Source organism: Aliidiomarina taiwanensis (assembly GCF_003987015.1).
Classification (GTDB): domain Bacteria; phylum Pseudomonadota; class Gammaproteobacteria; order Enterobacterales; family Alteromonadaceae; genus Aliidiomarina; species Aliidiomarina taiwanensis.
Map to the genome: position 1 here is coordinate 268977 of NZ_PIPQ01000002.1, position 23186 is coordinate 292162.

Consider the following 23186-nt stretch of genomic DNA (forward strand, 5'->3'; position numbering starts at 1 on the left):
AGGAAACCATGGACGAGATGAAGCGCGACTTACAGCATTACACAAACATAGCCGTTGCCGGGTTTGGCAATACGGGTGTTTCTGCTGTGCGCTTCCTGCTCAGTAAAGGTATTACGCCAACTGTTGTGGACTCGCGACAGGAGCCGCCCGCACTGACGCAGCATGCCGAGTTAGTAGCGCAGAGCGAGTGCCACTTTGGTGAGCTCAGTGTAGAGCTGCTGTTAAGCATGGACTTAATTATTGTGAGTCCAGGGCTAGACACGCGCAAGGGGGCCCTGCGGATGGCGCGAGACGCAGGCGTGGTGCTGATTTCCGATATTGAGTTATTTGCTTGGTATGTACAGACCCCTGTTATTGGTATTACCGGTTCGAATGGCAAGTCGACGGTAACCGAGTTGTGTTACCACCTTTTAAACGCTTCTGGGCGGAAGGCTGTCATGGGCGGGAATATTGGCACGCCAGCACTGGACTTGTTAAGCACAGAGCACGACTGTGTCGTATTGGAGCTGTCGAGTTTTCAGCTTGACTTAACGTACCAATTAGAACTAAAAGCGGCCTGCATTTTAAATATAAGCCCAGACCACTTAGACAGATACGACGACACACGCGACTACAGCCGCAGTAAGCATCGCATTTATGCTCATGCAGAGCACATGGTTTGGAATTTAGACGACATAGGAACACGGCCCCAGGGCACTGCGCCTGGTGTGCGCAAATTGCAAAAGTCGACCACCTTTGGCAAGAACATGTCGGCGGAAGGGTTTTGCTTACAGCGCAACAAAGGAAAGCATTGGATTTGCTGGCGCGGCACACGTTTAATTGAAACCCAAGATTTACCTGTGGTTGGGGTGCACAACTGGTTAAATGTGATGGCTGCTTTAGGGTTGTGTTTGCAGCTAGGCCTGCAACCCGCCAAGGCATTAAAGCATATAGGCAGTTTTAAACCCTTGCCGCACCGGTGCGAGCTGATAGCCAATCGCTTCAATGTGCGCTGGGTTGATGACTCAAAGGCCACGAACCCAGGAGCTACGGAAGCCGCCATTCTTGGCTTGCGTCCTGATGTGCCAGAAAAGCTGATTTTGATAGCGGGTGGCGACGCCAAGGGCAGCGATTTACAAGAATTAGAAGCACCCTTAAGTTCCGTGGACGTACTTATTACCCTTGGCCGCGACGGGCACCGGGTGGCAGCGTTAAAAAACGGTGCCATTCAGGTGGCAAGCATGACAGAGGCAGTACAAGTAGCTTTGGAGCATGCTACGCCCGGCAGCTTAGTGTTGCTTTCACCAGCTTGCGCGAGCTTGGATATGTTTGAAAACTACCAAGCCCGCGGCATGGCCTTTAGAAAAGCTGTGGAGGTGGTGCATGCAGTCTCATGAACAGCAACTTGAACTGACCATACCGCGCAGCGAGTCGTTAAAGCAGGGGCTGGTGAATTTTTGGAATGGTGGTGCTGAACAGCAAGCCTTCGACCGCATGCTGTTATGGTGCGCACTTTTTCTGCTTGGCTTAGGCTTTGTCATGGTGGCGTCCTCGTCTATGCCAATCGCTGAGCGCTTGGTGGGTAACCCCTTTCACTTTATTACCCGCCACGGCATTTACCTGGTGTTAAGTTTTATTATTGGGGCCACGTTGCTGATGGTGCCTTCCGCCTTGCTAGACCGCTACAACTATAGTTTGTGTGTGTTAGCCATTGCTTTGTTGGTCTTGGTGTTAGCTATTGGGCACCAGGTGAATGGTGCAACGCGGTGGATAAAAGTAGGGCCTATTACCATACAGGCGGCGGAGTTCTCTAAGCTGTTCTTCTTCATCTTCTTAGCGAGTTACTTAAATCGGCGCTACGACGAAGTACGGAAAAACGCTCGTGGGTTTATGAAAGCGCTGGCGGTCATGGGGGTTATGAGTGTGCTTCTTATACTCCAACCTGACTTAGGAACCGTGGTGGTGCTTTCCTTTACTGCCATGGGAATGCTGTTTATTGCTGGTGCGCGTATGGCGCACTTTATTGCTTTAATGCTGACGTTTCTTGTGCTGTTTGTCATTTTGATTGTGGTAGAGCCGTACCGAATGCGCCGGGTCACCTCGTTTATGGACCCATGGGAAGACCCTTTTGGCAGTGGTTATCAGTTAACCCAGTCACTGATGGCGTTTGGCCGGGGCGATATTGCGGGCCAAGGCTTAGGTAACAGTATTCAGAAGCTACAGTTTCTGCCCGAGGCCCATACGGACTTTATTCTTGCGGTGATTGGCGAAGAGCTTGGCTTTATGGGCGTACTGCTCACGCTTAGCTTAGTCATGGTGATTGTGGTGAAAGCACTCACTTTAGGGCAGCGTGCTTTGCGTCAGAAGCGGGCCTTTGGTGGCTACATAGCCCATGGTATTGGCATTTGGTTTTTCTTCCAGGCGTCGGTCAACATGGGGGCTGCCGCAGGCTTAATTCCCACTAAGGGGCTGACCATGCCGCTAGTTAGTTACGGCGGCAACAGCCTGATGGTGATGACAGCGGCCGTCGCCATTTTATTACGCGTCGACTATGAAGTGCGTACAGGTTATAAGTTGCCAGAAAGTGATAAGAAAAAAGCGGTAGGGGGTGCCCCATGAAGCATGTATTAATTACCGCTGGTGGCACAGGTGGCCATGTGTTTCCTGCTTTGGCCGTAGCGCAACAATTGCAAGCCGAAGGCTGGCAGGTTAGCTGGCTAGGCACCAACAATAGAATGGAAGCAGACGTGGTACCTAAGGCAGGTTTTTCCTTTATTGGGGTCACACAACAAGGCTTGCGAGGGCGTGGTTTCTTCGGTTGGCTCACGGCCCCCTTTCGTTTAGTGGGCGCAGTGTTTACAATGCGCGGCCACTTGACAAAGCTCAAGCCTGACTTGGTACTGGGGTTTGGTGGTTATACGGCTGGACCAGCAGGGGTCGCTGCATGGAGCAAGGGCATTCCTTTGATAATTCATGAGCAAAATGCTGCGGCGGGGCTGACCAATCGATTACTGGCGCGCATAGCGAATAAAGTGTTGCTTGGTTTTGACGCTGCACAACAGCAGTTTAAGCAGAGTGAGTACGTTGGCAACCCAGTACGAGCAAGTATTCAAGCCCTAAGTCAGCTGCCAATCAAGCCGCCAGCGCACCCTTTGCGCGTACTGGTAGTAGGTGGCAGCTTGGGTGCAGCGCACTTGAATCAAGTGGTGCCGACGGCGCTGGCGGAATGGACCGATGCCCCTATCCAGGTATGGCATCAGACAGGGCGAGGCCATTTGGCCACAGTGCAAGCAGGCTATGGTGATCGCCCAGAAACCAAGGTGACAGAATTTATAGACAACATGGCCGAGGCATACCAGCAAGCCGACTTAATTATTTGTCGAGCAGGCGCCTTAACCTGCAGCGAGCTGGCTTGTGTGGGCCGGGCGAGTATTTTAGTGCCCTACCCGCATGCGGTAGACAACCACCAGCTGCTCAATGCGAAAGCGCTGGAAGCAGTCGGTGCGGCCATTGTGATTGAGCAACAGCAGTTCACTGCAGCACGGTTAGCGGAAGAACTGAAAAGGTTAGTAAAAGCCCCAGCAGACTTGCAAGGAATGGCGGAAAATGCGCGTAAAGCCGCTGTGACCGACGCGACACAAGCCGTCGTGCATAGATGTAATGAATTAGTAGTGGGGAACAAATAATGACAAGCAAGGTCGCCAAGCAACCTTTTAAAATTGTAAACGTGCCAGAAATGCGCCGAGTCCGTTGCATTCACTTTGTGGGTATTGGCGGTGCAGGTATGGCCGGTATTGCCGAGGTTTTACTAAACCAGGGTTACCGGGTGTCTGGTTCGGACATGGGCGAAAACGCCAATACGTTGCGCCTTAAACGCTTGGGTGCCAAGGTGACCTTAGGCCATGCGGCTGACAACGTGGCAACCGCAAACGTTGTAGTGGTGTCCAGTGCCATAAAAGAAGACAACGTTGAAATACAAACAGCGAAAGAACAATTCATTCCAATTGTGCGCCGAGCAGAAATGTTGGCAGAGCTTATGCGCTTCCGACACGGTATTGCCGTTGCAGGGACCCACGGGAAAACCACGACCACCAGCTTGCTGGCTAGTATATTTGCCGAAGCAGGCAGTGACCCAACCTTTGTGATTGGTGGTTTGCTAACCAGTGCGGGCACAAATGCGCGCTTGGGCAATAGTAAGTACTTAATTGCAGAAGCCGACGAAAGCGACGCTTCTTTCTTGCACTTGCAACCTATGGTGGCCGTGGTGACCAATATGGAGCCAGACCATATGGACGCCTACGAAGGCGACTTTAACCGTATGCAAGCAACCTTCATGGAGTTTTTGCATAACTTACCATTCTATGGGCTGGCGGTGTTGTGTATTGACGACCCAGTGTTAGAAGCACTTCAGGCGGACATAGCTCGCCCTATGATTACCTACGGCTTCCATGAAGAAGCAGACGTGCGTGGCAAAAACTACCAGCAAGTGGGGAACACCAGTCAGTTCACTGTGGTACGCAAAGGCATGCCAGACTTGGCCATTCGCTTAAATTTGCCTGGCCAACATAATGCGCTGAATGCCTTAGCAGCTATCGCTGTAGCAACGGACGAAGGGCTGGACGACGCGGCCATTGTCAGCGCGTTGGAAAAGTTTGAAGGCATTGGTCGCCGGTTTGAACAATACGGGGTCTACCCATGTGACGGCGGCGATGTCATGCTGGTGGATGACTATGGGCACCACCCGTCAGAAGTGGCAGCCACGATTGCTGCGGTACGTGCTGGCTGGCCCGAGCGTCGTTTAGTGATGTGCTATCAGCCACACCGTTTTTCCCGCACGCGCGATCTCTATGAAGACTTTGTGGACGTGCTGGCGCAAGTAGATGAATTGTTAATGTTGGAAGTGTATAGCGCAGGGGAAGAGCCTGTTGCAGGAGCCGACAGCCGTTCCTTATGCCGTTCTATCCGTCAACGGGGACAAGTAGAGCCGCTGTATGTCAAAGGGCCTGAGCAGCTGCCAGAAATTTTGGCGCGGGTTATTCAGCCGGGCGACTTGGTTCTCACACAAGGGGCCGGAAACGTGGGAGCTTTGGCGAAACAGCTGGCGGAATTGAAACTAGACCGTACCGCCTTGTTGCAATTTGCGGAGGCGCACTCATGACAAAGACAGTGCACATGCCACAACGGGTTGCAGTATTAGCTGGGGGACATTCGGCCGAGCGTGCGGTGAGCTTACGTTCAGGCCAAGCTGTGTTTAAGGCGTTGCAAGAGCAAGGCTTGGATGTGCTTTGGTTTGACCCGGCAGAACAGCCGCTTACACAACTAGCCGAGCAGCGGGTAGAGGCGGCATTTATTGCCCTCCATGGCCGTGGTGGCGAAGACGGTGAAGCGCAAGCTGTGCTCAATACTTTGGGTATTCCGTTTACGGGTTCTGACGTATTGGCTTGTGCCTTGGCTATGGACAAGTCGCGTACCAAGTATTTGTGGCAAGGCATGGGGTTACCAACGGCGGCCTCATTCACGGTACGTGCAAAAGACTTGGCCACGTTAGACACCAGCGCCCTATTGCAGCGCATGGGCGGAAAAGTCATGGTAAAGCCTGCCTGTGAAGGGTCAAGCATTGGTATGGCGGTAGCCGAGTCGGCGCAAGAGCTTGCCCAGGCATTGAGCCATGCAGCAAAATTTGACGCAGAAGTGCTTGTGGAGCGCTGGTTAGCAGGACCAGAATACACGGTAAGTATTTTAGCGGATGAGGCATTACCCAGTATTCGCGTACATACCCCGAACGGGTTTTACGACTACCAAGCGAAATATGAAAGCAATACCACGGAATACCATTGCCCCGCTGGTTTGAGTGAAGCTGAAGAGCAAGCCTTAGGCGCGCTCGCTTTGCAGGCGTTCCAAGCAGTTGGCGGAAAAGGCTGGGGCCGGGTCGACCTGATGTTCGACGAGCAGGGCCATGCCCAGTTGTTGGAAGTGAATATGGTGCCGGGAATGACAGAGAAAAGCCTGGTTCCTATGGCCGCGAAACAGCATGGGTTAAGCTTTTCGCAGTTGGTGATGCGCATTTTGGCATCTGCCGTCGACCAGTAGGAAACGAGCAGCGCCGTGAAAGGAATGACGAAAAAGCAGCGCTACGAGTTTTTGGCAGGGCTAAGCGCCTTTATTATTATTTTGCTTGGTCTTGCAGTGGGCTGTGTTTGGCTGTATCAAACCTTGGTGGATGAACAGCAGTTGCCTATTACGGGTGTGATTATTCAAGGCGAACGCACCTATACCACGAATGCAGATGTGGTAAAGGCTATAGTGGCAGAGCCAACGGGTAGTTTTTTTGCCGCCGATAGCGACGCAATTCGACAGCGGGTAGAAGGTTTGCCTTGGGTGTATTCGGCTTCGGTCAGGAAAGAATGGCCAAGCACCCTACGTATTTATGTGGTCGAGCAGGAACCCTTGGCCATTTGGAATAAAGAACAATTATTGAATAGCTCGGGTGAGTTATTCGCGGCAGACCCAAGTTATGTGGTGGGGACTGTGCCAGAGCTGGAAGGGCCAGAAGGTGACGCAGACGAAGTTGTGTTTCAGTTTCAGCGCATTCAGGCACTTCTAGCGCAAGGAGACCACCACATTATTCGGTTTGCCATGACAGACCGCTTTGCGGTGCAGTTATGGCTTGAGTCGGGCATAGAATTAAGACTCGGCCGGGAAGCTCGACTAGAGCGAACGCAACGTTTTATGGACTTACTGCCCACGATTCGGGCTGAGAGTGAGCGAGACATTGCTTACGTGGATTTACGCTATGACACCGGCGTTGCTGTCGGTTGGCATAACACACAACCAGGTGAATAACGTGATAGTAAAAAATGAAGAAGGAACCATGATCGTAAGCCTGGATGTTGGCACCAGTAAGGTGACCGCATTAATTGGCGAAATACTCCCTGACGGTGAGTTAAGTGTGATTGGCGTAGGGGTAACGCCCTCGCGTGGCATGGACAAGGGAGGCGTAAACGACCTCAACCTTGTGGTGCAGTCAATCCAAACGGCCGTCAATGAAGCTGAGCTTATGGCAGACTGCCGAGCCTCTGCAGTGTACCTGAATATTTCAGGTCGCCACATTAGCTGCCAGAATGAAAGCGGCATGGTGCCCATAGGCGACGTGGAAGTAACCCAGGAAGATGTGGAAAACGTGATTCACGCAGCTCAGTCGGTGCCTATTGCCCAAGAGCGTCGAATTTTGCATGTGTTACCACAAGAGTTTGTTATTGACTCGCAAGAAAGCATTAAAAGCCCGATTGGTATGTCGGGCGTGCGTATGGAAGCCCTGGTACACATTATTACCTGTGCCAACGATATGGCTAAAAACATTATAAAGGCCGTGGAGCGCTGCGAATTACAAGTAGAAGGCTTAGTGTTTTCTGCCTTGTCATCGAGCCATGCGGTATTAACGGACGACGAAAAAGAGTTAGGTTGTGCGCTTGTGGATATGGGTGGAGGCACCATCGACATTTGCATATATGCAGGAGGCGTATTACGCCATACGGCGGTTATTCCAGTTGGCGGTAACCAGGTGACCAATGATATTGCCAAAATTTTCCGCACGCCGTTGGGTAATGCAGAAGACATTAAAGTGCAGTATGCCTGTGCAGTGCGTCAAATGGTGAGCAACGAAGACACCATAGAAGTGCCTTCTGTCGGAGGCCGTGCCGCCCGCATTATGAGCCGCCACACCCTAGCAGAAGTGGTGGAACCAAGATATTTAGAGCTGTTTGAACTAGTGCGAGACGAAATTGAACGCACAGGTTTAGACAATCAAATTGCAGCAGGGGTTGTATTAACAGGTGGTACAAGCAAAATGGAAGGTGCCGTCGACTTTGCTGAGCAAGTATTTCAAATGCCGGTGCGCCTAGGTGGCCCATTAGGTGTGAAAGGATTAACAGATTATGTGAGCGATCCTGTTTATGCCACAGCGGTTGGTCTGTTAAAATTCGGACAGCTTGAGTTGGCAGAACAAGAAAAAGAGAGAAGCCGACAAATAGAAGGGCGCATTTGGACGCGACTGAAAAGCTGGTTCCGAGGCGAGTTTTAGAACGTTGGGGTAACAAGAAGAACTACAGGAAAGTGGAGAGGTAAAAACTATGAACATGTTCGAGATAATGGAACAGTTTGAAACAGACGCGGTGATTAAGGTCATTGGTGTTGGTGGCGGGGGCGGTAATGCCGTACAACACATGGTGGCGCAGTCCATTGAAGGCGTTCAGTTTCTAGCAGCGAATACAGACGCGCAGGCATTACGTCGTAACGATGCGGAAATTACCATCCAATTGGGCGGTGAGATCACCAAGGGCCTCGGAGCCGGTGCAAACCCAGAAGTGGGACGTTTGGCAGCGGAAGAAAACCGGGAAGAAATTGCCGGTTACCTCGAGGGTTCGGACATGGTCTTTATTGCCGCAGGTATGGGCGGTGGTACAGGTACTGGTGCTGCACCTATTGTTGCGGAAATTGCCAAAGAAATGGGCATACTCACCGTTGCTGTTGTCACTAAGCCTTTCTCCTTTGAAGGGAAGAAGCGCATGGCTGCAGCGGAAGAGGGTATGGCTGAGTTAGCAAAACATGTGGACTCGCTGATTACCATTCCAAACGAAAAACTACTAAAAGTACTTGGCCGAGGCACTTCCTTGCTTGACGCATTTGGTGCGGCAAACAACGTCCTGTTAGGTGCGGTGCAAGGTATTGCAGAACTTATTACCCGCCCAGGTTTAATTAACGTGGACTTTGCGGACGTGCAAACGGTGATGCGTGAAATGGGCACGGCCATGATGGGAACCGGAATAGCCAGTGGCGAAGAGCGTGCACAAGAAGCCGCTGAAATGGCGATTAACAGCCCGTTACTTGAAGACATTGACTTGTCCGGCGCTCGTGGTGTGCTAGTGAATGTCACTGCAGGTATGGACATGAGCATGGAAGAGTTTGACACCGTAGGTCAGACGGTTCGCGCCTTCGCTTCCGACAATGCCAGCGTTATTATTGGTGCTGTTATTGACGTAGACATGTCTGACGAAATGCGTGTAACCGTTGTTGCTACAGGTATTGGTGCAGAGCGTAAGCCTGACATTTCCCTAGTAGAGCCACGCAAAGCAGAAGCTTCAGGAACACGTGCGCAGCAAACCCCACGCACATACCAGGGCAATACAGCGACAGCGCCTAAACTAGAAGAAGAACCACAAAAAGCGGAAGAGCCGGCAACAGCACCGCGTACAAAAGGGAACCCAGACCAAGACTTTTTGGACATTCCTGCGTTTTTACGCCGGCAGGCAGATTAGGCTAAAAAATAGCCACTGGCTTGACCAGTGGTCTGCTATTTGTTATGATTTTTGCCGTTTGACAATTTTTTATTGCCGAAAGGGTAAAGCATAACCTAGTAAAAGGCAGGTAAGCGATTGGTGCACGAGCTGACTATGCGCCATAGCAAGGGGATATTGTAATGATTAAGCAACGAACACTAAAAGAAGCGATTGCAACCACTGGTGTAGGCCTCCATAAGGGAAATAAGGTCAACTTGATGTTGCGTCCGGCTGCCCCAGACACGGGTATTGTGTTCCGCCGCACCGATCTCGATCCTGTAGTCGAGATTAAAGCGTCGCCTGAACTAGTACGTGACACCCGTATGTGTACTTGCTTAATTAATGACGACAATGTGCGCGTTTCCACCGTAGAGCACTTGCTTGCTGCAGTGGCGGCTATGGGTATCGACAACCTGTACGTGGAAATAGACTCCCATGAAATTCCTATTATGGATGGTAGCTCGCATCCGTTTATTTACTTGTTACAGTCTGCTGGTGTGCAAGAACAGTCAAAACTAAAGCGCTTTATACGGGTGAAAAAGCCAATTCGTGTAGAAGAGGGCGATAAGTGGGCCGAATTGTTACCCCATAACGGTTTCCGCATCGACTTTGCGATTGAGTTTGATCACCCGGTTATTGCCGGCTCGAACCAAATGGTGTCTATGGACTTCAGCAGCCAGAACTTTATCCGTGACATTAGCCGTGCACGTACCTTCGGCTTTATGAAAGACATAGAGTTGTTGCGTGCAAACAATTTGGCCCTTGGTGGTAGCATGGACAACGCCGTGGTCCTCGATGAGTTTCGCGTGTTAAATAACGACGGCTTACGTTACGACGACGAGTTTGTAAAGCATAAAGTATTAGACGCTGTAGGCGACTTATACATGGCGGGCCACAGTATTCTGGGCCATTTGCGTGCCTTCAAGTCAGGCCATGCATTGAATAATCAGCTTCTTGTTGCGCTTATGCAAGAACAGGAAGCGTGGGAGTTTGTAACCTTTGAGGAGCCTGCAGCTGAGGCTCCAATTAGTTACTTAAGCCCTGTTATTGCTTAAACAGGGAAGGGTCGACACGTATGTCGATGCTTTTTACTTGAATTTCAGGTGTTTTCTTGAAATTCTTAAGTATGTTTTTTTCCGTCAGTTTCAAGCGCGTAGCCCAAGCAGCACTTGCTACGGCAACTGACAGTACCCCATCACGAAGCCCTATGCATCGTGAGGCCGCAGCAAGTTCTTTGGAAATGGCTTGCTGCCAGAGTGCGCTAAGATGCTCGGCCTTGTTCGAACGTTGACTCAATTCAGCAAGCGTTCCGCGAGCCAGTAGCTGTTGGAGTGTTTTTGGCGGTTTATTTAGCATGTAAAATAACCAACTGAGTGAGTGAATGTTGCATGAGTTTAGCAATCCAAATTAAAAGCCGGAAGGGCACCTATAAGGTAAACCTTTCTAGGCGGCGTCTACTCACTATATTAGGCGTTACTTTGTTCCTAATTACAAGCTACTACCAACCTTGGCAAGACCAAGGTGTCCCACCTGCCTATGCGCAAGAGCGTATTCAACAAAAACAAACAGAACTGGCGATGGAGTCGGCTGCATTACAGCAGGTGCGCAGTCAGGTTCAGCGCGAGCTTTCTGCTTTAACCATGAAAATGGGTGAATTACAGGGTCAGCTACGCCGCCTAGAAGCTTACAGCAAGCAGCTGAGTGCTTCTGTTGAAGGTGCCCAGCAAGCGCCCCTTTTGGCGCAGTCTGTGCCTATGGGTGGCCCCGAAAGCAATGTAGATGAATGGCCTTTAGTCACCGACCATAGCTTGCTGAATGAACTAGACGCCATGCTGGCGCAAATAAAAGAGCAACAAAATCAACTCCAGGTCCTTGAGTCTGTGATGGTTCATCACCATATAGATGATGCACGCTTCATTGCAGGGCGTCCGATTAGCACGGGTTGGCTAGCTTCTGAATATGGTATTCGCCGTGATCCATTTACCGGAACTCCTACCATGCACCGCGGTATAGATTATGCTGCGGACTTAGGAACCCCTGTAGCTGCTACGGGCGCAGGTATTGTGACACATGCTGGCCGTCGCTCCGGCTATGGCTACTTGGTAGAAGTAGACCATGGTGCAGGACTAAGAACCCGTTATGCGCACTTAGACAGCTACCAAGTTAAAGTGGGTGACGTTGTTACGCGGGGTCAAGTCATTGGTGAAGTTGGGCAAACAGGTCGAGCAACAGGGCCACATGTGCATTACGAAGTACTGGAAAATGGGCGTCATATAAACCCTGTAAATTACGTATTACGCCGTGCACCTGAACGTTAGGCGCAGCATTTTTAAAAACGGCACCTAGATAGGTGCCGTTTTGTTTTTTTTAATATACTATTGTCCGGCTCATTCGCAGGCAATTCACCGGAATTAAACTCAGGAATTCTAAGTAAATGATTGGTAGTTTAGTTAAACGCATATTTGGTAGCCGTAACGATCGCATAATTCGTAAATTAACAAAAGAAACGGAGCGCATTAATGCGCTTGAGGCAGAATTTGAAGCCTTATCTGACGAAGCGTTACAGGCGAAAACAGCAGAGTTCAAACAGCGCCTAGAAGAAGGTGCAGAACTTAATAGTTTGGTTGTAGAAGCATTCGCTGTTGTACGTGAAGCCAGTAAGCGCGTGTTTGGCATGCGCCATTTCGACGTGCAAATGATTGGCGGCATGATTCTTAACGACAACCGCATTGCTGAAATGCGCACCGGTGAAGGTAAAACGTTAACGGCCACTTTGCCGGCCTACCTAAACGCACTCACAGGGCGTGGCGTACATATTATTACGGTGAACGACTACTTAGCCAGCCGTGACGCAGACTGGAGCCGACCCCTCTTTGAATTCCTTGGCATGACAGTAGCCTGCAATATTGCCGGTATGCACCCACAAGCGAAAAAAGAAGCCTACCAAGCAGACATTTTATACGGCACAAACAACGAGTTTGGCTTTGACTACCTGCGGGACAATATGGCGTTTTCACCCGCTGAACGCGTACAGCGGGACTTGTACTACGCTGTGATAGACGAAGTAGACTCGATATTAATCGATGAAGCCCGTACCCCGCTCATTATTTCCGGCCCTGCGGAAGACTCTTCGGAGCTCTACCGTCAAATTAATGCGTTAGTACCGCGCTTAACACGTCAAACCCATGAAGACGGTAAAGAGGAAGAAGGCGACGAAAGTGGCGACTTTACCATTGACGAGAAAGCGCGCCAGTTGCACTTAACAGAAGCAGGCCAAGAGAACATTGAGAACATTCTGCGTGAAGCAGGCTTGTTGGAAGAAGCGGACTCCCTGTATTCTGCAGGAAACATTTCATTATTACACCATGTCAATGCGGCGTTACGTGCGCATCACTTGTTCCAGCGCGATGTAGACTACATAGTCAAAGACGAACAAATCGTGATTGTAGACGAGCACACGGGACGCACAATGGAAGGTCGTCGTTGGTCGGAAGGGCTACACCAAGCTGTTGAAGCAAAAGAAGGTGTGCCCATTCAAAACGAAAACCAAACATTGGCGTCTATTACATTCCAGAACTACTTCCGCTTGTACGAAAAGCTTTCAGGAATGACAGGGACTGCGGACACGGAAGCTTTTGAGTTTCAGCAAATTTATGGCTTGGAAACCATTGTGGTACCCACCAACAAGCCAATGATTCGCGACGACCGTGCCGACCTTATTTATATTACAGCGGAAGACAAATACAAGGCCATTATTGAAGACATTCGCGAGCAACGTGACGCTGGGCGTCCAGTTCTTGTGGGGACTAGTTCTATCGAAACGTCTGAGCTTGTTTCTCGCCTGTTAAAGAAAGAAAAAATAAAGCACAAAGTACTGAATGCGAAGTTCCATGAGCAGGAAGCAGAAATCATTGAGCAAGCAGGTCAAGCCGGAGCTGTAACCATAGCAACAAACATGGCGGGCCGTGGTACGGACATTGTTCTTGGCGGTAACTTGCAGGCCGAGCTTGACCAGCTTGGTGAAGCCGACGAGCAACAAATAACGCGTGTGCGTAAGGCATGGCAAGAACGTCACGACGCGGTTATAGCGGCTGGCGGTTTGCATATTATTGGTACTGAGCGCCACGAGTCACGTCGAATTGATAACCAGCTTCGTGGTCGTGCGGGCCGTCAAGGTGACCCGGGCTCTTCACGCTTCTACTTGTCGCTTGAAGACAGCTTGATGCGCATTTTTGCGTCCGAGCGTATGAGTGCCATGATGCAACGCTTAGGCATGAAGCCAGGTGAAGCAATTGAACACCCGTGGGTAACCAAAGCGATTGAAAACGCACAACGTAAAGTGGAAGCGCGTAACTTCGATATTCGTAAACAGCTGCTGGAGTATGACGATGTTGCCAACGACCAGCGTAAGGTTGTATACAGCCAGCGCAATGAGTTGCTGGATGAAGGGGACGTAGCAGAAACCATTCAAGTGATTCGCAAAGACGTACTCAATAACGTTATTTCTGAATACATTCCACCAGAGTCTTTAGAAGAAATGTGGGATGTGCCGAACCTAGAAAAACGTTTGCAAAGCGACTTCGACCTAAACTTGCCATTGCAAGAGTGGTTAGAGAAAGACGACAAGTTGTTCGAAGAACTGCTGCGTGAACGCATTATTGAAGAAGCTGAGAAAGCTTACCAAGAAAAAGAACAGCAAGTGGGTGAGCAGGTTCTGCGGAACTTTGAGAAAGCCGTGATGCTACAAAGCTTAGACACGCACTGGAAAGAACACTTGGCGGCGATGGACCATTTACGTCAAGGCATTCACTTACGTGGTTACGCGCAAAAGAACCCGAAACAAGAGTATAAGCGTGAAGCTTACGAATTGTTTATGGATATGCTGGAGTCGTTGAAAGTCGACGTGATTAGCGTATTAAGTAAAGTGAAGGTACGGGCTGAAGAAGATGTGGAAGCCGTTGAGGAACAGCGTCGTAAGGCGGATCAAGTACCTCACCAATACACCCATGCATCGGCAGAAGCCGCACCTCAAGCGGATGGCCAGCCTATGGTACGTGAAGGCGAAAAAGTGGGTCGTAACGACCCGTGCCCTTGTGGTTCAGGTAAAAAGTATAAGCACTGCCACGGTAAGTTAACCTAAGTGAGTCAACTTGTGCAGGTAGCGGTTGGCGTTGTGATAAACGCCAACCAGCAGATACTGTTGAGTTTACGTGCTGCCCATCAGCACCAGGGCGGGCGTTGGGAGTTTCCGGGCGGTAAAATAGAAGCCCATGAAACGCCCCAGCAAGGATTAACCCGCGAGCTTCATGAAGAACTAGGGGTGCAGGTGCAGTCTGCCGAGCCCCTTTGTTGTATTACTCATACCTACCCAGAAAAACAGGTAGCGTTAAATGTATGGTGGGTAACAGGCTTTAGCGGAGACGTGGAAGGGAAAGAAGGTCAGGCGTGGCGCTGGGTACCAGCAAAGGACCTTAGCCAATACCAGTTCCCAGACGCAAACACCCCCATTCTTCGTGCCATTGAAAAGAAACTAGGCCTGACAGGCCCTTAGTAGCCCCATTCGTCACTGCCTTCATTGGCGCTCATAGGTAACTCTTCTCCAGGAATGCGCTTTTCTTCGTTCGCCCATTCGCCTAAATCAATTAGCTTACAACGTTCGCTGCAAAACGGCCGAAAGGTGGAGCTAGGTAGCCATTCAACTTGCTTCTGGCAGGTGGGGCAATTTACGCGTGTAACCGACTGACTCATAATACTCTCTACTTCTTTTATTAAATGGCTGCGCGCCTATGATAAGGGCGAGACAAGCTTGTCTTCAAGGTTCATTGTTCACTTAGTTGCAAATAGAACTGGTGCAGGGCTTCAACTCGGGCATCGAGGGTGTCGATGGGAAGGCTATTGTCGATGACTTCTGTGGCTTTGTCTAAACGCTGTTGGCGTGACCACTGGGCTTGCATAATAGCCTGCACCTGCGCTAAATCTACATCGTCCCGTTGCATGGTACGCTCTATTTGCACTGACTCGGGAACATCCACAACCAAGGTGCGTAAGCAGTAGGTGTCTAACTGATTTTCAAATAATAAAGGGGCAGAAAGAATCACATAAGGGGAACGTGCTTCTTCAAGCTGGCTGAGTAAACGCGCCCGAATGGCTGGATGCATAAGCTGATTCAGTTGCTCTTTTTTGCTGGAGTCGGAAAAAACCAATTGCCGCAAGGCCGCTCGGTTTAAGCGCCCATTCGGGTGCAAAATGTCTGTGCCGAAAGTATCGGCGAGTGTGTCGAGTAAAGGCTCGCCCGGCTCGACAACCTCGCGGGCAACAAGGTCGGCGTCAACCACCACAATTTGTCGGGTAGCAAATAAGTCAGACACTGTGGTTTTGCCGCTGCCTATGCCGCCGGTGAGACCTACTACAAATTGTGCTTCAGTCATGCAGCCTCCTTAAAGCCCAAGCCATTGCCAATAAGCATGGTACAAGCTCTCGCCAAAAAATAAAGCGACCATACCCGCGAATGCTAAAAAGGGACCAAAGGGCATTGGGTTGCCCTGCTGGTGTCGTTGAAACCCTATCATAATAAGGCCAAAAGCAGCACCTATTACCGATGACAACAAAATGATCATGGGTAACATCTGCCAACCAAGCCAGGCTCCAAGGGCGGCGAGCAATTTAAAGTCGCCATAGCCCATACCTTCTTTGCCGGTTAATAGTTTAAAAAGCCAAAACACCAACCACAGGCACAAGTACCCTGCTGCAGCACCAATAATTGCGTCGGTCGGCGTCACCGGGGTTACCCAGACACTCGCAAGTAGGCCAAGCCATACCAAAGGCAAGGTAAGCTGGTCGGGTAGTAGCATGTGCTGTTTGTCGATGCAGGTTAAAATGAGCAGGAGGTAGACAAAAACAGCATAACTCCAGCCCAGCAGCGAAAACTCAAAGAAATATATGCACAGAGCCGTTAGAAAAGCAGCGCCTGCTTCCACTGCCGGGTAGCGCCATGAAATAGGCTGTTGGCAGTGGCGACAGGCCCCGCCTTGCAACAGGAAGCTGAGTAGTGGAATGTTTTCATACCAACGTAAGGGGGTTTGGCAGTGAGGGCAGTGAGAGCCGGGAAAAGCGATATCGAACCGAGCCTGCTCGGATACCTCGCTGCTGTTAGCCTCTGCACATTCTTGTTGCCACTGGCGCTGCATCATAACGGGTAGACGGGCAATAACCACATTGGCAAAGCTGCCAAAAAGCAAGCCAATGAAGGCAGCGAGGCTAAGGCCTAGAGCCGGGTAAGATTGAATGAGTTCGAGCATAAAAGGTCCTTCTAAATTCGCTAGGCTACTGCCAGCCCCAGTTGAAAAAGTGGTAAATATAAAGCAATCATAACAGCAGCTGTCACAATGCTCACCAGAATAAGAATGATATTAGGTAACAAAGCCAGCAAGTTAGCCCGGCGGCGTGATATGGCCTGCTGCTGTTGTTGAGCAATATAAAACAGCTTAGTGTCAAGGCGCCCAGTTTGCTCGCCAACTTGAATGAGGGCTTGTTCTGCAGGGGTTAGCCCTTGCCCTGCAAAAATGGCGCGACTTCCTTGGCCCGCTTGTAATGCCTGCAACCCCTGTAACCAAAGAGCCTGGCGGAAGGTGCAGTGGTGGGTATGGGCCACGCTTAACAGGGCCTGCTGTAAGGTCATGCCATGTTGCATGGCCAGTGCCAAGGCATGTATGTCTTGTTGCACCAAAGGGCGTTCGTACCAAGAGTACCAAAGGGGCACCCGGCCTAGCCACTGACGCAATGGGTGCCAACGCAAGGCAGGACCCAGCCAAAGCCGCGTGATAAACAGAAGCGTAACCAGACATGCCCCAGCTAAAACAAGGCGGCCACCGGAAATGGTAGCGCTAGGGCTTAGCAAAAAACGCGTGAGGGCAGGTAGCTCTGCGGCTGTACTGGCGTAAAGAGCGGCAAATTTAGGCAGAATAAATAGCTTTAACCCCGCACCCAGTATGGCCACCATGAACAGCACAGCCACTGGGTATAGTAAGGCCTGACGTAGCACTTTTGTTTGCTCGTAAGACTGCTGGGCTGTCTCGCTTAATTGCTGCACCATGACATCGAGTTGTCCGGCTTGCTCTGCAAAAGCAAGTAAGTGATGGCTTCGTGATGGCAGCGGCAAAGGGGGCTGTTGAAAAAGAGGGGCCAAGGGCTTGCCTTGTTGCAGGGCAAGCAAACAAGCATGACACAAGCTTGCTTCTTCTTGAAAACGACTTTGCTGTATAAGTTGCTGAAGGCTTTGGGCTAAGTCAAAACCACTGTCTAGCAGCGCATGCCAACGCGTGAGCCAGTGGGCCCAGAAACGAGTACGCGCCTGCCGAGATGGGCCCAACTTAGGTAAAGGCTTCACTTTGCGTGCTCGTATGTGCCGCTGAATCAGCTGAAAGGCCACAGAGTGAGGATGCCGCGCTTGCTGAACGCCGGTATAAACTTGGTGCGTGTCATGCAGGTGGTGGCCTTGCCAATAGTACCAAGTAAGCTTCATGGGGTGATATGTTTCGGTTTTAAAAGTTGCGCGGTACGCTGCCAATAATCCGCTTGGTGTGGCGAACCAAGCAGTACCTGTTGGGCAGCTTCATCCACTTGATTTAAGTCGAATACTCCACGGCGCTGCTCACCTACCAGCACAAGTCGCTGATTTATCAGTAAGCTAAGAGAGCCGGCAATTTGGGCGTGGCTTATATTAAGCTGCTGCAGCCGAATCAGGGCTGCCATGGCATGGCTGGCGTGAAGAGTGGCTAAAACGAGGTGCCCTGTTTGGGCGGCTTGCACTGTCATTTGGGCTGTTTCTGCGTCGCGAATTTCACCCACCATAATAACGTCAGGATCTTGCCGTAATAAGGCGCGTAAGCAGTCAGCAAAGCGCATGCCGCCAGACTGACCCACAGCGGTTTGGTTAATACCAGGTAGGGGAATTTCGATTGGATCTTCCACGGTGCTAATGTTTATGTCCGGCTGGTTTAAGTGGGTTAGCATAGCGTACAAGGTGTGAGTTTTGCCGCTGCCCGTAGGGCCAGTGACTAGAATAAGCCCGTGCTTTTCTTGCAGGGCATGCGTGACTTGTTGCTGCTGCTCAGGTAAAAAACCAAGCTGGTTCAGCTTGAGAGCCTGGCTTTGTTGGTTGAATAGTCGCAGTACCACTTTTTCTCCCCAAAGCGTAGGCAACACGCTAAGCCGACAGTCTATGCTGGTTTCTTGCACTTGCAGATGAAAGCGCCCGTCTTGGGCGATACGGCGCTGAGTTATATCCACCCCAGCGGCGTTTTTCAAAGCGGCAATCCACTGCTCAGCTCGGTGTGACGCGAGCGACTGATGTTCACGTAACCACCCTAACCGACGCGCCCGAACAAGGTATTGGGTTGGCTGCGCCTCAAAGTGCACGTCGGATACTTGCTGGTGAGCAAAGCTGTACAAGAGGGTTTGCAATTCGTCAGGGAGCTTGGCGCTTTCCGTTCGCATAGCAGCCCCTAAACTAGGTGGAAGCCGGTAAAGGCCCGGCACAATGCTTTAGTCGGGAGCCAAGGGCGTAGTCAGAACAAAGCAACTGCCAGCTGAGCTGCGTGGTTTGAACCACGGGCTGTACTTCTATGGTAAGCAGGTTGCCTTGGCTATCCCGTGCGCTTAAGTTCGCCCGTAATGCTCCAGACACGTTTCCCATGGTGAGCTTCTCAACCCCTTGCGGATAAGGGTTGGGCTCTGGCGGTATACCAGCACTGCCAAGTTGGTTGCATGGGTCTAAGCTGCCTTGCTCTTGCCAGCATAAGGCAATGGCCGTTTGCCACGGCTGTAAGGCTAAGTAGGACGTTGTGGCTTGCGCTCGCTGGGTGTAGTCGGTAAAGGCCGGCACCGCAAGGGTACTTAAAATGCCGAGAATAGCGACCACTATCATGAGCTCAATTAAGCTAAAGCCACGAAATAAAAAAACAGAATAACGCATGCTGCCTCCTTGTGATGTGCAAAACACGTAAGGAGGTATAGAGGAAGAAGTTAGGTTAGGCGAGGGGAAAGGGGGCAATTCAGAGATTGCCCCATAAATTAGTTAAAGCGTGCGCATACGCATGGACAGGTCCATAGCGTGAACATGCTTGGTCAGCGCGCCTGAGCTAATAAAGTCTACATTCATGCTGGCGTAATGGGCTAGCTGGTCGGCCGTCACATTACCCGACACTTCAAGTTTGGCTTTTCCTTTTGCAAAGGCAACGCCTGCTTTAATGTCTTCGTCGCTGAAGTTGTCGAGCATGATAATGTCGCTGCCCGCCGCAACCGCCTGCTTGAGTTCATCCAGACTTTCCACTTCTACTTCTACCCAACGGGAAGGTTGCAATTTGCGCGCCTGCGCAACAGCAGCAGCAATACCACCACAGGCCGTGATATGGTTTTCTTTAATTAAGTAGGCGTCGTATAAACCAATACGGTGATTGGTACCACCTCCACAACGCACCGCGTATTTTTGTCCTAAACGCATGTTTGGAATGGTCTTACGGGTGTCTAAAAGTTGTGTTGTAGAACCAGCTAAATGTGCCACAGCAGCAGCCGTTGCTGTCGCCGTGCCACTCAGGGTTTGAACAAAGTTAAGAGCAGTGCGTTCGCCTGTTAGAAGAGCACGAGCTGCGCCGCGTAACTCAAACAAGGATTGATTGGGCTGCACCTTGTCACCGTCGGATACGTGCCAGGTCACTTCAATGTTCGGGTCTAACTGATGAAAGACCTCTTTGACCCATGCTTGACCACAGAAGACACCCGCGTCGCGGGTAATAACATGGGCGTGAGCCATAGTGTCTGCAGCTATCAGCATGGCGGTTACATCGTGCTCTACACCAACGCTGCCACCTAAGTCCTCCTCAAGTGCCAATTTTACGTCTAGGGGGATACGTTGCAGTAGCTCAGGCGCCATGTAGGGTGGGGTCTCGGTGGTCATTACATACTCTCTTTAGGGTTTATAAACATCAATTGGATTATTGGCGAATGGTTAGTTGACCATCGCGTTGGGTGAATTCTAACGCTCTTAGGGCACTCATGCCCAATAGAATATGCTCACTGTGGTAGTCGGGCACTATGGTTGCGGCGACTTGATACAAGTGAATGTCGCCTAATTGTAAATGGTCTAGCTGGGTTTGATAAGCCACAGCAATCCCATTGGCAGTACGCACTTGCACTTGGCGGCCTTGGGATAACCCCAAAGACTTCGCCATCGAGCCCGGAATAGCAACTTGTGTAGCGCCTGTGTCGAGTAAGAAGGTCACAGGGCGTTCATTAATAGCACCATTGGCAAGGTAATGGCCGGCCCGATTTTGTTGCAATACTACCACAGCATGCCCCCCTTGGTGATAACTTGTCACCTGTTGGTTGGGGTTCAGCTGCTTGTTTAAGGCACCATCGAAAAAATAATACAGAAGGCCGAGAGCTGCGACCCAAGCGAACCAGATAAAAAAGCGCCCCAGGGTTTGGCTGCTATCGCGGTGAGTTTGCATGGTCAGTTCCTAGCATATTGGCCAAGGGTGTATTTGTTTGGGCTACGGGGGTAATATCGTGCTATGACAAGCGAAAGAAGGTACACCCTGTGCTTAGTATTAGCGATGATAAGATAAATGGCGTGATATTTCACCCTTCTCCCCACTATGACGCCCGCCCTGATCCCACGGATATTAGTTTACTGGTTGTGCATGGCATTAGCTTGCCAGCTGGGAAATTTGGAGGCCCTTATGTACATGACTTGTTTATGGGCTGCTTAGATTGTCAGGCAGACGCTAGCTTTATTGCGCTTGAAGGGCTGCGTGTGTCAGCGCACTGCTTTATCCGTCGAGATGGCCAGCTCATTCAATATGTGCCGTTTCACCAACGTGCCTGGCATGCTGGCGTGTCGAGCTGGCAGGGGCGAGAGCGGTGCAACGACTTCTCGATTGGGGTCGAACTTGAGGGAACCGATGATGCACCCTACACTGAAGAACAATACACCCAATTGGTAGCTTTAAGTAAAGCGTTAATGGGCAGTTACCCGGCCATTACAACCAACCGCATTGTGGGCCACGAGCATATAGCGCCAGGGCGTAAAACAGACCCAGGCCCGGCATTCAATTGGGATACGTTTAAGCAACGGTTAACGCACTCGTTGGAGTGTTCATAGCACCACATTAGGAAACAACTATGATTGTGTTCTCATTATTTATTGCACTGGTACTTGAGCGGTTACGAATAACGCCTGAAGGTTGGCAAGTAAATGACGCAGCGCGCCGTTTTGACACTTGGTTAAGCGAGCACGAAACCTATGGGAAAGCGCGCGGGCATGCAACCTTCGGCCCTTTTTTATTGTTGCTTCCCGCATTTTTGCTGGCAGTTCTGATGCTTTTTAATATCAGTGGCTTTGCAATATTGTTGCTGAATATTCTGGTACTAACGTTGGCATTTAATTGCCGGCCATACCGAGAGGCACTGAAGCGATGGTACTTAGCAACGGAGCGAGATGACACGGAAAGCCAAGCGACAGCGCGGCGAGAGCTATTGCCAGATGACAGCGCCTTGAGCTTGGGGCAACAATTGGTTTGGCTCAACTTTCGTTATTTCTTTGCTGTGATTGTGTGGTTCATCCTGCTCGGTGCACCGGGCGTGCTAGGTTACATTTTCTTGCGAGCCAATGCGGAGCGCATCTCTCGCTTTATGGGCTGGGTTGACTGGTTGCCCGTGCGAATTGCAGGGGTGGCATTTTTGCTTGTGGGGCATTTTAGTAATGCGTTGCAGCCTTGGCTTAGTAGTTTAAAGGCCACGCCGGATAACCAAGACGTTCTGCTGAGCCTAGCAGAGGCTGCGGAAGCTTTTCCTGGCGACAGCGAAGAAGAGTCGGCTGAGCCGCAAGCAATGCTTGGCCTAGCGCGTCGCGCCACTATTATTCTGCTCGTCGCTGTGGCCGTGGCCACACTGATGGGCTGGTTAGTATAGCTTAAGTGGTATTACCAATAGATTGATAAACTCTGCTAGGAAGTGAAGAAGCGACACGTTATACTATATGGTAGAGTCAAATTGGTCTGACCAAATAACCACTGTAGGGTTGAGGAATGAACACGCTAAGTCGAGTGGAGCACACCAAACTGTCGGATGTTATCGTCAAGCAAATAGAAGCGCTGATTATTGACGGTAGTTGGGCAGCGGGTGAACGCATACCCTCGGAGCGGGAGCTCGCCAAACGTTTTGAGGTGTCACGCCCTTCCGTGCGAGAAGCCATACAAAAACTGGAAGCTTTAGGACTTGTGACCCGACGCCAAGGAGGCGGCACTTTTGTTGCTAGTGCCCTCGACAAACAAGTGGTAGACCCCTTGTTTGATTTATTGGCCCGGCATCCCGAGTCGCAGTTTGACCTACTGGAGTTTCGGCACGCCTTAGAGAGTGTGTCGGCCTATTTTGCGGCATTACGCGGGACAGACACTGACCTTGCGCGTATTGGCGAAAGTTTTGAAGCAGCATCAGTAAAAGGTTTAACAACCACAGAGCATGCACACGCATTGGTTACTTTTTACGTGGCCGTGGCGGAAGCGTCTCATAACTTAGTGTTGCTGCACCTCGTGCGTGGGATGAACGACTTACTGTACGAGAACATCAAGAAAAATTTAGACCAACTGAAAGACAGAAGTGACGTGCTGGCGCAAATGCAAGTGCATCGCGAAGCCTTAGTTCATGCCATTATGGAACGGCAGCCGGAACAAGCGCGGGAAGCGTGCCATGAACACTTGGCCTATATTGAAAATATTTTATTGCAACTTAATCGGGAGCAAAGCCGAATTCAGCGAGCGTTACGACGCACAGAAAAGGCCGATGCTTAAGATATTCAACACGTAGTAAGTGAAG

24 protein-coding genes are annotated in these 23186 nt (G+C 50.7%); 15 read left to right on the plus strand and 9 right to left on the minus strand.

The genetic code is table 11. From position 1 onward, the window contains the following. The first annotated feature begins 8 nt into the window (after positions 1-8). The 9 genes from murD (at position 9) to lpxC (ending at position 10369) form a co-directional block, all read left to right on the plus strand. On the plus strand, positions 9-1376 hold the full coding sequence (gene murD / locus CWE15_RS05630) for a UDP-N-acetylmuramoyl-L-alanine--D-glutamate ligase (RefSeq protein WP_241971853.1): 1368 nt from the start codon (positions 9-11) through the stop codon (positions 1374-1376). After that, positions 1363-2598, plus strand: coding sequence for a cell division protein FtsW (gene ftsW, locus CWE15_RS05635; RefSeq protein WP_126757102.1), 1236 nt, complete (start codon positions 1363-1365; stop codon positions 2596-2598). The genes murD and ftsW overlap by 14 nt, the downstream gene beginning before the upstream one ends. Continuing rightward, positions 2595-3665: an undecaprenyldiphospho-muramoylpentapeptide beta-N-acetylglucosaminyltransferase gene (gene murG / locus CWE15_RS05640; protein ID WP_126757103.1), complete on the plus strand. Its 1071-nt coding sequence runs from the start codon at positions 2595-2597 to the stop codon at positions 3663-3665. Before ftsW ends, murG begins: the two co-directional genes overlap by 4 nt. Next, positions 3665-5137 carry a UDP-N-acetylmuramate--L-alanine ligase gene (gene murC / locus CWE15_RS05645; RefSeq protein WP_126757104.1) on the plus strand — a complete coding sequence of 491 codons (1473 nt, stop codon included), beginning with the start codon at positions 3665-3667 and terminating at the stop codon, positions 5135-5137. The genes murG and murC overlap by 1 nt, the downstream gene beginning before the upstream one ends. Next, positions 5134-6069 carry a D-alanine--D-alanine ligase gene (locus CWE15_RS05650; RefSeq protein ID WP_275065505.1) on the plus strand — a complete coding sequence of 312 codons (936 nt, stop codon included), beginning with the start codon at positions 5134-5136 and terminating at the stop codon, positions 6067-6069. Before murC ends, CWE15_RS05650 begins: the two co-directional genes overlap by 4 nt. Positions 6070-6093: 24 nt before the next feature. Beyond that, on the plus strand, positions 6094-6822 hold the full coding sequence (locus CWE15_RS05655) for a cell division protein FtsQ/DivIB (protein WP_157980720.1): 729 nt from the start codon (positions 6094-6096) through the stop codon (positions 6820-6822). Positions 6823-6850: 28 nt separating this feature from the next. Then, a complete protein-coding gene (ftsA, locus tag CWE15_RS05660) occupies positions 6851-8059 on the plus strand; it encodes a cell division protein FtsA (RefSeq protein ID WP_241971861.1) in 1209 nt (402 codons plus the stop codon). Positions 8060-8114: 55 nt separating this feature from the next. Beyond that, positions 8115-9293, plus strand: coding sequence for a cell division protein FtsZ (gene ftsZ, locus CWE15_RS05665; protein ID WP_126757304.1), 1179 nt, complete (start codon positions 8115-8117; stop codon positions 9291-9293). 161 nt (positions 9294-9454) lie between these two features. Then, a complete protein-coding gene (gene lpxC, locus CWE15_RS05670; RefSeq protein WP_126757107.1) occupies positions 9455-10369 on the plus strand; it encodes a UDP-3-O-acyl-N-acetylglucosamine deacetylase in 915 nt (304 codons plus the stop codon). Here the strand turns inward: lpxC and CWE15_RS05675 are convergent. Further along, positions 10359-10670 (minus strand): DciA family protein, encoded by a 312-nt coding sequence (locus CWE15_RS05675; protein ID WP_126757108.1) that lies wholly within the window; start codon positions 10668-10670, stop codon positions 10359-10361. The genes lpxC and CWE15_RS05675 overlap by 11 nt on opposite strands. 32 nt (positions 10671-10702) lie before the next feature. On the opposite strand from CWE15_RS05675, the gene CWE15_RS05680 reads away from it, so the two are divergent. The 3 genes from CWE15_RS05680 (at position 10703) to mutT (ending at position 14865) form a co-directional block, all read left to right on the plus strand. Beyond that, a complete protein-coding gene (locus CWE15_RS05680) occupies positions 10703-11632 on the plus strand; it encodes a M23 family metallopeptidase (RefSeq protein ID WP_126757109.1) in 930 nt (309 codons plus the stop codon). 116 nt (positions 11633-11748) lie between these two features. Further along, positions 11749-14454, plus strand: coding sequence for a preprotein translocase subunit SecA (secA, locus tag CWE15_RS05685; protein ID WP_126757110.1), 2706 nt, complete (start codon positions 11749-11751; stop codon positions 14452-14454). Then, complete coding sequence (gene mutT, locus CWE15_RS05690) at positions 14455-14865, plus strand: 8-oxo-dGTP diphosphatase MutT (RefSeq protein ID WP_126757111.1); 411 nt, start codon at positions 14455-14457, stop codon at positions 14863-14865. On the opposite strand, the gene yacG is transcribed toward mutT, so the two are convergent. From yacG to CWE15_RS05730, 8 genes are all read right to left on the minus strand, one after another. Next, positions 14862-15062 (minus strand): DNA gyrase inhibitor YacG, encoded by a 201-nt coding sequence (yacG, locus tag CWE15_RS05695; protein ID WP_126757112.1) that lies wholly within the window; start codon positions 15060-15062, stop codon positions 14862-14864. The two genes, mutT and yacG, sit on opposite strands and share 4 nt — an antisense overlap. Positions 15063-15133: 71 nt before the next feature. Then, positions 15134-15742 (minus strand): dephospho-CoA kinase, encoded by a 609-nt coding sequence (gene coaE, locus CWE15_RS05700; RefSeq protein ID WP_126757113.1) that lies wholly within the window; start codon positions 15740-15742, stop codon positions 15134-15136. Positions 15743-15751: 9 nt separating this feature from the next. Next, on the minus strand, positions 15752-16612 hold the full coding sequence (locus tag CWE15_RS05705; RefSeq protein ID WP_126757114.1) for a prepilin peptidase: 861 nt from the start codon (positions 16610-16612) through the stop codon (positions 15752-15754). 20 nt (positions 16613-16632) lie between these two features. Beyond that, a complete protein-coding gene (locus CWE15_RS05710; protein WP_126757115.1) occupies positions 16633-17835 on the minus strand; it encodes a type II secretion system F family protein in 1203 nt (400 codons plus the stop codon). Further along, positions 17832-18809, minus strand: coding sequence for a GspE/PulE family protein (locus CWE15_RS05715; RefSeq protein WP_126757116.1), 978 nt, complete (start codon positions 18807-18809; stop codon positions 17832-17834). Before CWE15_RS05715 ends, CWE15_RS05710 begins: the two co-directional genes overlap by 4 nt. Positions 18810-18822: 13 nt before the next feature. Next, complete coding sequence (locus CWE15_RS12115; RefSeq protein ID WP_126757117.1) at positions 18823-19287, minus strand: pilin; 465 nt, start codon at positions 19285-19287, stop codon at positions 18823-18825. Positions 19288-19389: 102 nt separating this feature from the next. Next, on the minus strand, positions 19390-20268 hold the full coding sequence (gene nadC, locus CWE15_RS05725) for a carboxylating nicotinate-nucleotide diphosphorylase (RefSeq protein ID WP_420807750.1): 879 nt from the start codon (positions 20266-20268) through the stop codon (positions 19390-19392). Between the two features lie 37 nt (positions 20269-20305). Continuing rightward, positions 20306-20821, minus strand: coding sequence for a retropepsin-like aspartic protease family protein (locus CWE15_RS05730; protein WP_126757118.1), 516 nt, complete (start codon positions 20819-20821; stop codon positions 20306-20308). Positions 20822-20910: 89 nt separating this feature from the next. On the opposite strand from CWE15_RS05730, the gene ampD reads away from it, so the two are divergent. The 3 genes from ampD to pdhR all read left to right on the plus strand — a co-directional run bounded on the left by ampD (position 20911) and on the right by pdhR (position 23161). After that, a complete protein-coding gene (gene ampD, locus CWE15_RS05735) occupies positions 20911-21474 on the plus strand; it encodes a 1,6-anhydro-N-acetylmuramyl-L-alanine amidase AmpD (RefSeq protein WP_126757119.1) in 564 nt (187 codons plus the stop codon). A gap of 20 nt (positions 21475-21494) precedes the next feature. Further along, positions 21495-22283, plus strand: a complete 789-nt coding sequence (ampE, locus tag CWE15_RS05740; RefSeq protein ID WP_126757120.1) for a regulatory signaling modulator protein AmpE — start codon at positions 21495-21497, stop codon at positions 22281-22283. A gap of 116 nt (positions 22284-22399) precedes the next feature. Next, complete coding sequence (gene pdhR / locus CWE15_RS05745; protein ID WP_126757121.1) at positions 22400-23161, plus strand: pyruvate dehydrogenase complex transcriptional repressor PdhR; 762 nt, start codon at positions 22400-22402, stop codon at positions 23159-23161. The last annotated feature ends 25 nt before the right edge of the window (positions 23162-23186 follow it).

Coding starts and splice junctions, on each gene's coding strand:
- nadC (WP_420807750.1), bottom strand. CDS start 20,268: ATGACCACCGAGACCCCACCCTACATGGCGCCTGAGCTACTGCAACGT.
- murC (WP_126757104.1), top strand. CDS start 3,665: ATGACAAGCAAGGTCGCCAAGCAACCTTTTAAAATTGTAAACGTGCCA.
- ftsA (WP_241971861.1), top strand. CDS start 6,851: ATGATCGTAAGCCTGGATGTTGGCACCAGTAAGGTGACCGCATTAATT.
- murG (WP_126757103.1), top strand. CDS start 2,595: ATGAAGCATGTATTAATTACCGCTGGTGGCACAGGTGGCCATGTGTTT.
- lpxC (WP_126757107.1), top strand. CDS start 9,455: ATGATTAAGCAACGAACACTAAAAGAAGCGATTGCAACCACTGGTGTA.
- CWE15_RS05655 (WP_157980720.1), top strand. CDS start 6,094: ATGACGAAAAAGCAGCGCTACGAGTTTTTGGCAGGGCTAAGCGCCTTT.
- ftsW (WP_126757102.1), top strand. CDS start 1,363: ATGCAGTCTCATGAACAGCAACTTGAACTGACCATACCGCGCAGCGAG.
- CWE15_RS05715 (WP_126757116.1), bottom strand. CDS start 18,809: ATGCGAACGGAAAGCGCCAAGCTCCCTGACGAATTGCAAACCCTCTTG.
- secA (WP_126757110.1), top strand. CDS start 11,749: ATGATTGGTAGTTTAGTTAAACGCATATTTGGTAGCCGTAACGATCGC.
- CWE15_RS05710 (WP_126757115.1), bottom strand. CDS start 17,835: ATGAAGCTTACTTGGTACTATTGGCAAGGCCACCACCTGCATGACACG.
- CWE15_RS12115 (WP_126757117.1), bottom strand. CDS start 19,287: ATGCGTTATTCTGTTTTTTTATTTCGTGGCTTTAGCTTAATTGAGCTC.
- pdhR (WP_126757121.1), top strand. CDS start 22,400: ATGAACACGCTAAGTCGAGTGGAGCACACCAAACTGTCGGATGTTATC.
- CWE15_RS05680 (WP_126757109.1), top strand. CDS start 10,703: ATGAGTTTAGCAATCCAAATTAAAAGCCGGAAGGGCACCTATAAGGTA.
- ftsZ (WP_126757304.1), top strand. CDS start 8,115: ATGTTCGAGATAATGGAACAGTTTGAAACAGACGCGGTGATTAAGGTC.
- CWE15_RS05650 (WP_275065505.1), top strand. CDS start 5,134: ATGACAAAGACAGTGCACATGCCACAACGGGTTGCAGTATTAGCTGGG.
- yacG (WP_126757112.1), bottom strand. CDS start 15,062: ATGAGTCAGTCGGTTACACGCGTAAATTGCCCCACCTGCCAGAAGCAA.
- CWE15_RS05730 (WP_126757118.1), bottom strand. CDS start 20,821: ATGCAAACTCACCGCGATAGCAGCCAAACCCTGGGGCGCTTTTTTATC.
- CWE15_RS05705 (WP_126757114.1), bottom strand. CDS start 16,612: ATGCTCGAACTCATTCAATCTTACCCGGCTCTAGGCCTTAGCCTCGCT.
- murD (WP_241971853.1), top strand. CDS start 9: ATGGACGAGATGAAGCGCGACTTACAGCATTACACAAACATAGCCGTT.
- ampE (WP_126757120.1), top strand. CDS start 21,495: ATGATTGTGTTCTCATTATTTATTGCACTGGTACTTGAGCGGTTACGA.
- coaE (WP_126757113.1), bottom strand. CDS start 15,742: ATGACTGAAGCACAATTTGTAGTAGGTCTCACCGGCGGCATAGGCAGC.
- CWE15_RS05675 (WP_126757108.1), bottom strand. CDS start 10,670: ATGCTAAATAAACCGCCAAAAACACTCCAACAGCTACTGGCTCGCGGA.